Below are 12,711 nucleotides of genomic sequence, written 5' to 3' on the forward strand. Positions count from 1 at the left end.
CGAGAGTGTGCGCGAGGCGGGGCGACGTTATCAGCGCAGCCGCCGTGGACGCCTGGCTCATGCGGTCCGGGCCCGACGATATCGGGCTCGGCACAATAAAGTGACGCATCATTCTCCACCTGCATCTCCTGCCGGTTCACTACTGGTCAGTCCCTCGAACGATGTCGTCGCTGCTTTTGCTGACGTCGTCGGGCGGGCGACGACATCGGTCATGCCCACGCCGTGCTGTCGGCGCTGCGACTGTCGACTGTCGCCGTTCGTTCGCACCGGCTTCGTGCGTCGCCGGGGGGCTCGTTATGCCCGTGAAGCTGACTACGCAGACGGAGAGCCCGCATCATGACCATCAGCCCCGAACTGGAAGCGCAGATCCTGCGCCTGTATCACGCCGAGAAGTGGCGCTGCGGCACCATCGCCAGGCAATTGCATGTCCATCACACGACGGTGCATCGCGTTCTGGCCCAGGCGGGATTGCCCCGGCACAAGCCGCTGCAGAGAGCCTCAATCATTGAACCGTATCTTCCATTCATTGAGCAGACGCTGGAAAAGTTCCCCTCGCTGACCGCCAGCCGCCTTTATGCGATGGTGCGCGAGCGCGGCTACCGGGGCTTGCCGACGCACTTTCGGCACCTGGTTGCCCTGCACCGTCCCCGCAAGCCGGCCGAGGCGTTCCTGCGGCTACGCACATTGCCGGGCGAGCAGGGACAGGTCGACTGGGCCCACTTCGGTCACATCGAGATCGGCAACGCCCGCCGGCCGCTCATGGCGTTCGTGATGGTGCTTTCCTACTCACGCGACATCTACCTGCGCTTCTTCCTCGACGCGCGAATGGAAAACTTCCTGCGCGGTCACGTCGGCGCGTTCAACACATGGTGCGGGCTGCCCAGGGTCCTGCTCTATGACAATCTCAAGAGTGCGGTGCTCGAGCGCCAGGGCGATGCGATCCGCTTCCATCCGACGCTGCTTGCCTTCGCCGGCTTCTATCGGTTCGAGCCACGTCCTGTCGCGGTTGCCCGGGGCAACGAAAAAGGCCGCGTCGAGCGCGCCATACGGCATATAAGGGAAGCATTCTTCATCGCCCGCAGGTTCACCGATCTCGACGATCTGAATGCCCAGGCCGAACAGTGGTGCCGCAACCAGGCAGCCGACCGGCCATGCCCCGAGGACCGGACGATGACGGTCCGCCAGGCGTTTGCGCAAGAGCAGCCACTGCTTCTGCCGCTGCCCGCCAACCCATACCCCGTCGAGGAGCAGGTCGCCGCCAAGGTTGGCAAAACGCCCTATGTGCGCTTCGACCTCAACGATTACTCGGTACCGCATGCTCATGTCCGGCGCACGCTCAGCGTGCGCGCCGATCTCGGCCTGGTCCGCGTCTTCGACGGCGCAAAGATGATCGCCAGTCACCGTCGCAGCTATGATCGTGACCAGCAGATCGAGGACCCTCAGCACCTCAAGGCTCTCGTCGCAATCAAGCGCGAGGCGCGCCAGCATCGCGGCCTCAACAGCCTGACGCGCGCCGTGCCGGCCTGCCAGACCCTGATGATCCGGGCCGCCGAGCGTGGCTCCAATATCGGTGCGATCACAAACGCGATGCTGAAACTGCTTGACCTGTACGGCGCGCAGGAACTGCAGGCCGCCGTCGAGGAAGCTTTGCACGCCGGCGCCTCCCATTCGAGGTCGGTTCGCGACGTACTGGAACGCCGCCGGGTCGCCCGTGGTGCTCCGCCGCCGGTCGAAACGAGCCTGCCCGAACACGTGCGGCGCAAGGATACGACGGTACGGCCGCATCGCCTCGACAGCTACGACCAACTGACCCTTGGAGGCAAAGATGATGAATAATCCCGACATCCTGCTCAACCGGGCCAAGGCGTTGCGCCTCAATGGCCTGATCACCCATTGGGACGAAATCGCTGACGCGGACTGGCTGGCCGCCGTCCTTCAATGGGAAGAAGAGGAGCGCTCCGACCGTTCGATGCGGCGACGCATGCGTGCCGCCAGGCTCGGCCACTTCAAGCAACTGTCCGATTATGACTGGCACTGGCCGCGCCGCATCGACCGCGCCGCCGTCGAGGATCTGATGACCCTGTCCTTCATGAACGATGCCGCCAACATCGTCTTTATCGGCCCCAACGGCGTCGGGAAATCGACACTTGCTCGCAATGTCGCTCACCAGGCGCTCATCTGCGGTCACACCGTCCTCTTCCGAACCGCCAGCGAGATGCTCGGCGAACTCGCCGCCCTCGACAGCGATGCAGCCTTGCGCCGACGGCTTCACCACTACGCCGCCGCCGACGTTCTTGCGATCGACGAGGTCGGGTATCTGTCCTACTCGAACCGTCATGCGGACCTGCTGTTCGAGCTCATCAGCCGGCGCTACGAAAAACGCTCAACCATCATCACCACCAACAGACCCTTCGCTGATTGGTCGGAGGTCTTTCCCAATGCCGCCTGCGTCGTCAGCCTCGTCGACCGCCTCATGCACCGATCCGAGGTGATCTCCATCGAAGGCGATTCCTATCGCTTCAAGGAAGCGGCCGAGCGATCAAAGGCACAGCGCGAAAAACGCACCAGCCGCTCCTCCGGCGAAAAGGTGCCCGCGGCATGAAACCAGATCCTCAACCGTCCGGCCTCAGTCGTGGAATCCACTTCCTCATCAATCCCGAATGGACACCCGAACAGGCGCTCGCTGTCTTCGAGCTCCTCAACGATCTCGCCGATAGCATCTGGTCGCACTACGGCGTCCAACTCCAGGAACTTATCCAGGAGCAGCAACGAACACCGACCAATCACAGCGATATCGAAAAAGCCCCGTCCTCGCTCTGAAGCACACATCCTCGACACTCGGCGGCCTGCGAAGGCCGCCTTTTTGTTCCGTCCACAAGCACCAAACTCTTGTCGTCGTTTAGCCGCGCTTTTGAAAAGCCATCAACAAGCGCCGCGCGGGCAAGGGCATCCTGTCGACGTCCTATTCAGTTCACTCGCTGCGGACCAGCACCAAAGAGCCGTCGCCATCGTACTCTCGGGGACAGGAAGCAATGGCACCGAGGGTCTCAAAGAAATCAGGGCCGAGGGCGGCATGAGCCTGGTTCAGGCGCCCGAGACGGCCAAGTTCGACGGTATGCCCCGGAGCGCCATAGCAGCGGGCATGGCCGATCATGTTCTTCCTCCGGAAAAGATGCCGGAGGCCCTGCTTGCGTACATCCGCCACGGCTACGTCGCCCGGGAGGCAGAGATCGAGGCTACTTGGCCAGGCGGCCGCGTGACGCTAGAGCAGGTTCTGGACTTAGTGCGGGCTCATGGCAGCCCCGATTTCCGCAGCTACAAACGCAACACGCTCAAGCGTCGCGTTCACCGCCGTCTGGGCCTCCGGAACATCGAGACGCTGGACGAATATATTGACGAACTGCGCACCAACCCGGAGGAAGTCCGCACGCTGGCGGCGGACCTGATGATCAGCGTCACCGCCTTTTTCCGCGACGCCGAAGCGTGGAAGGCTCTCGCCGAACTGGCAATCGCGCCGTTAGTCGCGGAGCGCACCTCAGGCGCTCCGGTCCGGATCTGGGTGCCAGCCTGCTCCACTGGCGAAGAAGCCTATTCCGTTGCAATGCTGGTGACCGAACTGGCTGAGGCTGCCGGAAAACACTTCGACGTGAAAGTTTTCGCGACCGATGCCCAGGAAGACAATCTGCGCAAGGCGCGGGATGGCATCTACCCAGCCGCCGCCACGACGGGTTTCTCCGTGGTACGCCTGCGGCGCTTCTTCGAAAAACTTGACGCAACCTGGCAGGTCAGCAAGGCGCTTCGCGATATGGTTGTGTTCGCGCCCCAGAATCTGCTGCGCGACCCGCCGTTCTCGCGCCTCGACCTGGTGTCATGCCGCAACGTCCTGATCTACCTGGAGCCAGAGGCACAGCAGAGGATTATCGCCCTTTGCCATTTTGCCTTGCGCCCGGGCGGCCATCTTTTTCTTGGCAACGCGGAGACTGTCGGCCGGCACGAAGACCTGTTTGAGACAGTATCGAAGAAATGGCGTATTTTCCGCCGCTTGGGGCCGACCCGGCACGACCTCATCGACTATCCACGGTCGGATCGACCCATGGAGCGCCAAGCCATAGACAAGACAATATTGCCAGAACCTGAGCAAAACGTCTCGGCCGCCGAAATCGCTCGTCGCGCGCTGCTCGAACACTACGCGCCGGCGTCAGTGTTGATCGACCAGAAAGGCCGTGTCCTCTATTTCCACGGAACGACCCGAGACTATTTGGAGCAACCCCCGGGCGAACCGACCCGAGATTTGCTGACCATGGCCCGGGATGGGCTAGGGTCCAAACTTCGCGTGGCAATCCGCGATGCGGCCAATGAAGACAAAAGCGTAACCGTCAGCGCTCGCATGCGGGAGAGCAAGCCGGGTCGATCTGTTGCGATGACGGTCGTGCCGGTGCCGGCTCCCTCCCGCGCTGGTGGCTTTTTCCTCGTGAGTTTTGCGCCTGTCGCGCAGCGGCAAGAGACCACCGAGACCGCTACGCGCGAGAATCCGGGGGATGCATCGTCCGGCGAACAGGCCCTCCAGGAGGAGTTGAAGGCGGCCCGCGCCGAATTGCGGACCACCATTGAACACATGGAAACGACCAATGAGGAGCTGAAAGCTTCGAACGAAGAAGCTACCTCGGTGAACGAGGAGCTTCAGTCTACCAACGAGGAACTGGAGACTTCGAAAGAGGAACTCCAGTCGTTCAATGAAGAGCTGAACACCGTCAACGCCCAGCTTCAGCACAAGGTCGCCGAACTTGAGCGTGCCACCAACGATTTGAACAATTTGTTGGCCGGGTCCGATACTGCAACGCTTTTTCTCGATACCAATTTCCGGATCAAATGGTTTTCTCCCGCCACCAAAGGGCAGTTTGACCTGGTGTCATCAGACATTGGCCGTCCGATCGGACATTTCGCCCGGAAGTTTTCCGACGAAAATCTCTTGTCGGATGCCGAGACGGTGCTCAAAAAGCTCACCCCGATCGAGGTCGAAGTACGAGGTGATTCCGGCCGTTGGTATCTGAGGCGTATGCTGCCCTATCGCACACTGGACAATCACATTGCCGGGGTTGTCATTGCGTTCACTGATATTACCGAGCAAAAACGTGACGCCGACATGATCGACGCCGCCCGCATCTATTCCGAAACCATAGTGCGCACGGTTCAGCATCCCTTGCTGGTTCTGGATGGCAGTTTGCGCGTGCAAACCGCCAACACTGCCTTCCGCGAATTGTTCGCTGTTTTCGACGAAGAACCCAAAGGCCGACTTATCTTTGAACTGGGAACCGGCGAGTGGAATGATCCGCCACTTCGGGCGCTTCTGAATGAAGTGCTTTCGAAGGACGAGGAAATCCACAATTTCGAAATCGAGCAGGATTTCCGCCAAGCCGGGCGACGATCCATGCTGCTCACCGCCACCAAGTTGCCACAAGAAGGAGGCCGCGCTGAATTGATCCTGCTGGCGATCGAAGACGTCACAGAACGCCGACGTGCCGATGAGCATCGAAAAATCCTCATCGGCGAACTCAATCATCGTGTAAAGAACACGCTGGCGGTGGTCCAATCTATAGCGAGCCAAACCCTTGGTCATGCTTCAACCATAGAAGGGGCGCGGCAGGCGTTTGGCGCTCGTCTAATCAACTTGGCGCAGGCGCATGACGTGCTGACCCGGGAAAGCTGGACGGGGGCCGATCTGACCGAAATCATCCATGATACAGTCAAGCCACATGCAGGCGGGACAAACCGTTTCCAAATCGATGGTCCGCCCATCCAACTCGCGCCGGGCGCAGCGCTCGCAGTCTCGATGGCACTGCATGAACTGTCCACCAATGCGGCGAAATATGGCGCCCTCTCGAGCGAGGAAGGTCACGTCGGCATCGTATGGCAGCTCCAAAGCCAGGGTGAGGATCGCCGCCTCCTCCTCAGTTGGACCGAAGCCGGTGGCCCGCCCGTTATCGCGCCGACGCACAAGGGCTTTGGGTCGCGATTGATCGAACGTGCACTCGCGACGGAACTAGGGGGCAAGGTGCGCGTTTCCTATGAATCGTCAGGTGTGGTGTGCACGATAGATGCCCCGATGCCCGAGCGACCTGAACAGGCGGGGACCTCGGGTGCTGAGCCATAAGACCAGACGAATCTTGATCGTCGAGGATGAATTCCTGCTCGCCATGGACCTTGAGTATCTGTTGATGAAAATGGGGCACATCGTTGTGGAGGTCGCCATTCGCGTGCCAGAGGCCATCGAGTTTGCCCGGGACAGCGACATCGATTTCGCCATACTCGACATCAACGTGTCGGGAACGCAGTCTTTTCCTGTCGCGGAAATCCTGAGACAGCGAGGGATTCCATTCGTGTTCGCCACAGGCTATGGTTCGGCCGGGTTGGTGGATGGGTACCGCGATGAGCCGACGCTTCAGAAGCCCTATCACCCTCGCGAACTTGAAGATTTGATCGCAGCGACGCCGATCATTCGCTAACCGCCGCCAGCTCGTGGTCATGGGGCGAGGCAATCCGGCCAGCTTCCGGCGTGATCCAATCCTGCTCGACCAGATCGCGAAGTTTGTAAGCTCGATCCAACGCCTGCTTGCTGGCAGCATGCCAATCTGAAGCGATGCTCGCTTCAACCGACTGGCTATGCTCCGCCATCTGGAGGCAGAACTCCGCACGCTCGTTGAGGAACCTGACAGCGGCGCGCATCACCTTTTCCAGTTCCTCGAACTGAGCCGAGGCCATCACCTCAGCTGTGTAGGTATGCCCGACATGGCAATCGAATTTTATGATCGACCCAACCTTACGTCTTTTCAGGGCACCGCCGCAGTCTGGACAAGTGACCGTCAAAGGCCGTTCAAAAGTTCTGCCGCCGGAAATTATGAGCTTTTCCGCCGCGCGCGGTTGCGAAGGGGTGATTGGCATGACCACTGCCTTTCCATCTGTTCCATTGACCAGCTTAATCAGTAGTTTCGGAATGTCCGCGAGCGGTAGGCAATAGTCGAGACTGACATGCGCAGCGGCGCTCCTTGGCATGTCCGGATGGGCCGCGTCCTCTGGATCCTGGGCCACAGTGAGGCCGCCGTGCTGCTTTATCTGCTCAAGGCCGAGCGTCCCGTCATTGAGATTGCCCGTCAGGATCACCCCTATGGCATTGGAACCGTAGGTTTCGGCGGCGCTCCGAAACAGTGGATCGATGGCCGGCCGAGCGCAGTTTTCCTTAGGCCCACGCGATAGGTGAACCCTGCCCTCGACGACGGTTAGATGACGATCCGGGGGAGCCACATAGATACGCCCAGGCCCGATCGATTCGCCGTCTTCTGCGTGTTTTGCAGGGAGCGGCCCAGCTGCCGTCAGAAGGGCTGGGAGCGAGCTTTTGTAAGCGCCAACGTGTAGAACGAGCATAACAGGCGCGGAAAGGGTGGCGGGCAGCGCGCCAACGAGAAACTGCAAGGCACTTACGCCGCCTGCCGAAGCGCCTATGACGATTATGGCGGAGTGCGTCATCAGAAACCTGTGTGCCTGGCTCAATTGAAGGTTTGGACATCAATGCGCCAGACTGACAAAAGTTCGTTTTTTGAATGGCACGGCGACTCAGCCCACTCGCTTTGACAATCGGCCGTCCACTTACTTGCGCATTTTGTTTTGGCTTAGGTGGCCGCGCGCCTCACGCGCCGGTCGCAGTTCTCAAGCGTGCGGTCTTGACGCCCCGCTCAACGCGTCCGTTGTGACAGCAGGTCGAACTGCGCGTGGTTCGATTCTGCCCTGATGGACGCGCGTGCCGTGCGTGGTGCTTCTAAGCCATAAGTTGACAGCCCTCTTTGATGAATCAGCAAGTGCATTTGCAAGGCCCCGACGTCCGGTTCTCAATCCTCTTGCCGCCGGTTTCGAGGGCTACGATCATACGAAGCCGCATAGGCAGACTTCGATTCCTATCTGGCTCAACGAGTTTTCCTGAGCCGCGCCCACGGAGCCGTCGATGTTAAGAAAGCGGTAACCAATCCGGGAGAATGTCGCTTGCCAGCCTTTTTCGTTCGCGGTCAGGAGCATTGCCCATGCGTCGCGCCCCCAGCCTACCAGGTCTCACCTTTGCGGCCAGCACGGTCATTGGCATTTTCGCGGCGACATCCGTCATGTCACAGGCAACAGCCTCGTCGTTGCTTACCCCCGACACCATCAACGCGGCACCACTGGACGCGGTGCCTGCGCGCTACGAGCCGATGTCTTCAAAGGTCGATCCGCTGACAACCAGCAGTACCTTCCAAATCGGAGTGGCCACCCCGTCGACGGAGTTCAGCCAACCCCCGGCGGGAGACAAGCCCTCACCGTCGATTGTCCGGTTGCAGATATTGCTCGACCGCGCCGGGGCCTCGCCAGGAGTGATTGATGGGCTCGATGGAGGAAACCTACGGCATGCCATTGCGGCCTTCGAACTGATGCGTGGGCTTCCGGTAGACGGCAAGATTGGGTTGCAGGTCATTGGCGCTATCGACGCGGACAAGCAGGTGATCGGCAGCTATGTCATCACGGCCGACGACCTTTCGACGGTGGTGGGTGCCATTCCCAAGGACTACGCCAAAATGGCCGAAATGAAGTACCTAGGCTATGCCCGTGCGAGCGAAGCACTTGCCGAACGCTTCCATATGGACGAGGATTTTCTGAAAGCATTGAATCCGAATGCGACTTTTGCCGAGCGCGAAACGATCTCCGTGGCTGATCTCGGCTTAGGCAAACGTGGAAAAGCCATCAGGTTGGAAGTGGACAAAGCTGAAGGTCAGCTTCGCGCCTACTCAGAAAGCGGCTCTCTTCTGGCAGCATTTCCCGCCACTATTGGCAGCGAGGACAACCCATCACCCTCGGGTACGCATACGGTCAGGGCGGTTGTTGACAATCCCACCTACACCTACAATCCCAAGCTCAACTTTAAACAGGGTAATAACGACAAGGTCCTGACCCTCCCGCCTGGGCCCAATGGTCCCGTCGGGGTTGTCTGGATCGACCTGTCCGAACCAAGCTTCGGGATTCACGGTACGCCGGAACCCGCTCGTATCGACAAGACCGGCTCGCATGGCTGTGTTCGCCTGACCAACTGGGACGCTCTTGAGCTTAGCAAGTTGCTCAGCCCCGGCGTGCCGGTACAGTTCCTGTGAGCAGCGAAGCAACTGTTAGGCGTTAAGCCTTCAGTCTTCTCCGGAACGGCCCAAATCATCAACGAAGGCTAAATCTACTCTCAACCATATACCGCAATAGTGATTGGCCGCCCTGCCCTATCTTGCATAAGTGCGTGGTGCAACGACCGGCGTGTTGGCTGCTGACGGCGAGCGGGGTGATTATTGTGCGAGGCGCTGGGGAGGGACTTTCAGCGTGACCACCAGACCCTCTTTTGACCAATCATAGCTAATCGAGCCGCGCAGGTGACCGGTTACGCTGCGCTCGACCAATTTGCTCCCGTAGCCTGGCGCAGCGGCAGGCGCCTCGACGACCGGCCCGCCACTTTCTGTCCAGACGATCATCACGGCGTCATTCTGCGCCGCGCATGAAACATCTAATGTCCCTGTCTCGGCTGACAGGGCGCCGTATTTGAGAGAGTTGGTTGCAAGTTCGTGGATGATCAGCGCGAGGACATTTGCTGAGGACTCGCCGACACTCATCCTTGGCACCGACACCCGGATTCGTCCGCTGAAGGCGCCCAGATCGTCATAAGGCGCAAGCAGTACCGTCAAGAGATCCCCAAGCAGGGCGGAGGCGTCCTCGGTCTGGTTGGGCAGCGGCCGCACCAGATCATGGGCGCGCCCCAACGCAGTCAGCCGCTGTGTAAGCTCGCGCGCCATATCATTGGTCGTGGACGTCGAGCGCGAGGTGATAGCAGTGAGCCCGGAGGCTATGGTCAGCAGATTCTTGACGCGGTGGCTCATCTCGCCCGCCAGAAGCTCGCGGCCCTCTTCCGCCTGCTTGCGGCCGGTCACATCTATAAAAATGCCGAACATGATCCGCTGGACCATCCCTTCGTCGTCGCCTTGTCCGCGGGCGGAGATCCATTTGAGTTCGTCGCCGATCATTATTCGGAAATCGATTTCGTACGGACCCACAATCGCTCGCGTGGCGTTGAAGGCCGCCCGCACTCTGTCACGGTCGGCAGGATGGATGTGCGCGGACAGGTCTTCAAACTTGACGTCTGTGTTGCGTGGTATGCCCCAAAGGTCATAGGCCCGGTCATCCATCGCCAGCGCATCGCTATCCACGTTCCACGAAAAAAGGGTTACCCCTGCGGCTTCGACGGCACGGATCAGGTTCTTGGGTTCCCATAGGAGGGGCTTTAGATGTTCCGCTGTCGTCGTCATGGAAACTCGCAAAGGGTCGGAACAAAACGGCTTCGATATTGTAAACAAGATGCGGGCGGTGTTGTCAGCTTATTCATTGCATATCTGAGGAAAATCGCAGATCAAATCCGCGATTCGACTGCCCCGAAATTCATCATGTGCGCGGCCGTTTTCACCGCAGTCGTTTTAAGGTCGTCCCGATCGCCAGAAGGTCAACCATCCGGGCGAACTTGATCATGAGTTCGCGGTCGCCCCTCGATTCCTCAATGGGGACCTGCAGAATGCTCTTTACGCGGGTCTGTATGCTGTCAGGCGACGCCGCAGGGGTACAAATCGCCGCGAAAAATTGCTCTCGCGCATTGGCGCGGGTTTTGTCCATGTGACTACTTCTTCGCCTCCAGGTAGGCGTGAGGCGCGAGCGCCCAACCACGCGCCAAGCAAGCTACCGGCAAGCAAATTAATGATTACTGGCAATTGAGCTGCAAGCGCACTGAACGGAATGGTTCCCGCGCGGAACGGAAGTGAGGTCGTACCACAACCATGCTTATCACCTCGTTGAGGATGACGGCCTCTAGGGAAGCGAAATTGAAAACTCCAATCGGGAGATGGAGGCGGAACTCCGTTCCCACGAAGCCCCATCAGACCTCCGCGCTCCTAACACCGAACCCAGCGACGGCAGCGGAGTACGGCGCGCTCGACAGTGCCTTCGGCGACGCGGCAAGGCAGAACGTGCGCTGGACTGATTCGGTGATTTCAGCCGCCTGATCGAGCCGGCAAATACTGCCTTGCTTCGTCATGGGAACGAATGGCGTCGCAAGCCGTTCGCTGAGTTGGATGGATGTGGGTGACGCGATGCACGATGCCTTCTTCAGGACTCCAGTGACTGTTCAGTTGCCAACTGGCGATACACGTAGGCTGTGCAGCGCTGCCGAGGCTGCCATCTTCATGATGGAGAAATGGCCCGAGGACCATGGCACAGGCTACCGGTACGCCCTTCAGGCCTGCACTGGCTCACTGTCTACTGCGGACGATGCTGAAAATGCCCGTCGCGCATTTTTGGCGGCTGCGCAGGAGGCGGGCCTCGACGTGCAACGCGTTCAAAGCGATGGGGACGCCCCATCGCTCCGTTCGGTAGAGCAGCCCAAGTCGTCCTACATCGCCGACGAGAAAAGGCGGGATCGTGGACACAGGGAAGAGCAAGAAGATTTTCTTGCCCGTTTCCTGGCACGCGAGACGGGCATCACCGAGGCTCAGGCTCGCGACCTAATCGATATGGTTGGGTCTGATCGTGCTTCATTGTTGCGAGAGGCCAGGATCTTGAAGGCGCAGCATTGAAACCTCCGGCCGGGTGGACCGTTACGCTGGCGGCGTCGGTCCCGGCGACCCTGCGCGGGACCTCGAGCTTGCGCAGCGAACTGGCTTCTTTTAGCGAACATCGTCAACCGGGGGACGCCATTCCCGTCGGCGTATTTCCGCCACCCGTTCTTGCGCGTCGACGCATAGCCGCAACGCGGCATCAGCCAGAGCGATAGACGGAGCTGCCCGCGCGACAGCGACCATTCAGGCAGAGCCGGAAGTCAGTCCCCAAGCGTGCTTGCTTCAGCGAACCGGACCAGCATCTGTTCGACTTTGCCGGCCGCTGTATCCGTACGCTCGAAATGGCGCATCATTTGCTGCCTCAGGAGCTCAAGCCTTGCGGCGCGATAAACGGGCCCACTTTCGCAATTTCAGCGTGGAAGGTGACGATCATCACGGGCAGTCCAAAATCATGTGCCACTTGGCGGATCGATCTGCCTATGGCGCCTTCTTGCCTCTGCCACGCATTGTTGCGCAACCCTGACTCTGTCGCACAGCGTGAGATTGATAGCGACGCCATACTGCTCTTCCAACAATTCTTCGGCTTGTTCGAGGGCGAGTTCGGCTCGGTTAACGCGCTGTCTGGCGGTAGCTAGCTATATTCAAAAGTTCGACCATTGTTCCACTTCCGTAAATGGTCCCTTCGAGAACTAACCGCCATCGACCCCTTTGGTTCCGGCACCAAGCCGCTGGCCCGCACCGCATCCCGCTGTCGTCTGGAACTATCGGGCCATTCGCTGGGCTTCCGGCCGGCACGAAGCCGGCCAAGCCTGGCAAGGGGCATGAGCGCGGTTCGTTTCGCTGGCTTTGACTATCGCGCGCGTTGGCCATGGGCATCGCTGCCGACGATCCCGATCATCGTGAGAGATGCACGATTTATCGGCACCTTAAATGATGCGCCATCTGCGCAAACACGTCTGCGACTCACCTCCAAGTGATCGCCGATCGCTCCAGCACCTATCTCGCTGAACTGGCGATTGAAGACACCGCAGGCCTTGAATGCCGCGATGAGCAAGCGCCG

10 protein-coding genes are annotated in these 12,711 nt (G+C 59.8%); 7 read left to right on the plus strand and 3 right to left on the minus strand.

Translation table 11 applies throughout. The annotated features are described in order from the left end of the window. Nucleotides 1-336: 336 nt before the first annotated feature. From istA to HB778_RS30970, 5 genes are all read left to right on the plus strand, one after another. On the plus strand, nt 337-1,836 hold the full coding sequence (istA, locus tag HB778_RS30950) for an IS21 family transposase (RefSeq protein ID WP_183459433.1): 1,500 nt from the start codon (nt 337-339) through the stop codon (nt 1,834-1,836). Continuing rightward, on the plus strand, nt 1,826-2,602 hold the full coding sequence (gene istB, locus HB778_RS30955) for an IS21-like element helper ATPase IstB (protein ID WP_210308052.1): 777 nt from the start codon (nt 1,826-1,828) through the stop codon (nt 2,600-2,602). Before istA ends, istB begins: the two co-directional genes overlap by 11 nt. Continuing rightward, complete coding sequence (locus HB778_RS30960) at nt 2,599-2,820, plus strand: hypothetical protein (RefSeq protein ID WP_183459435.1); 222 nt, start codon at nt 2,599-2,601, stop codon at nt 2,818-2,820. The genes istB and HB778_RS30960 overlap by 4 nt, the downstream gene beginning before the upstream one ends. A 91-nt stretch (nt 2,821-2,911) precedes the next feature. Beyond that, nucleotides 2,912-6,151, plus strand: a complete 3,240-nt coding sequence (locus tag HB778_RS30965; protein ID WP_244662017.1) for a CheR family methyltransferase — start codon at nt 2,912-2,914, stop codon at nt 6,149-6,151. A gap of 13 nt (nt 6,152-6,164) precedes the next feature. Then, a complete protein-coding gene (locus HB778_RS30970; protein ID WP_244661680.1) occupies nt 6,165-6,503 on the plus strand; it encodes a response regulator in 339 nt (112 codons plus the stop codon). Here HB778_RS30970 and HB778_RS30975 read toward each other — a convergent pair. Next, nucleotides 6,493-7,467 carry a chemotaxis protein CheB gene (locus HB778_RS30975; protein ID WP_183459441.1) on the minus strand — a complete coding sequence of 325 codons (975 nt, stop codon included), beginning with the start codon at nt 7,465-7,467 and terminating at the stop codon, nt 6,493-6,495. The two genes, HB778_RS30970 and HB778_RS30975, sit on opposite strands and share 11 nt — an antisense overlap. A 602-nt stretch (nt 7,468-8,069) precedes the next feature. On the opposite strand from HB778_RS30975, the gene HB778_RS30980 reads away from it, so the two are divergent. Next, on the plus strand, nt 8,070-9,164 hold the full coding sequence (locus HB778_RS30980) for a L,D-transpeptidase family protein (RefSeq protein WP_244661681.1): 1,095 nt from the start codon (nt 8,070-8,072) through the stop codon (nt 9,162-9,164). A gap of 180 nt (nt 9,165-9,344) precedes the next feature. Here the strand turns inward: HB778_RS30980 and HB778_RS30985 are convergent, their stop codons facing one another. Beyond that, a complete protein-coding gene (locus HB778_RS30985; RefSeq protein ID WP_183459445.1) occupies nt 9,345-10,355 on the minus strand; it encodes a sensor histidine kinase in 1,011 nt (336 codons plus the stop codon). A 151-nt stretch (nt 10,356-10,506) separates the two neighbouring features. After that, complete coding sequence (locus tag HB778_RS30990) at nt 10,507-10,713, minus strand: hypothetical protein (RefSeq protein WP_244662029.1); 207 nt, start codon at nt 10,711-10,713, stop codon at nt 10,507-10,509. Between the two features lie 455 nt (nt 10,714-11,168). Here HB778_RS30990 and HB778_RS30995 point away from each other — a divergent pair, with 455 nt between their 5' ends. Further along, nucleotides 11,169-11,669, plus strand: a complete 501-nt coding sequence (locus HB778_RS30995) for a DUF982 domain-containing protein (RefSeq protein WP_183459447.1) — start codon at nt 11,169-11,171, stop codon at nt 11,667-11,669. The last annotated feature ends 1,042 nt before the right edge of the window (nt 11,670-12,711 follow it).

Source organism: Mesorhizobium huakuii (genome assembly GCF_014189455.1).
Taxonomy (GTDB): Bacteria; Pseudomonadota; Alphaproteobacteria; order Rhizobiales; family Rhizobiaceae; genus Mesorhizobium; species Mesorhizobium huakuii_A.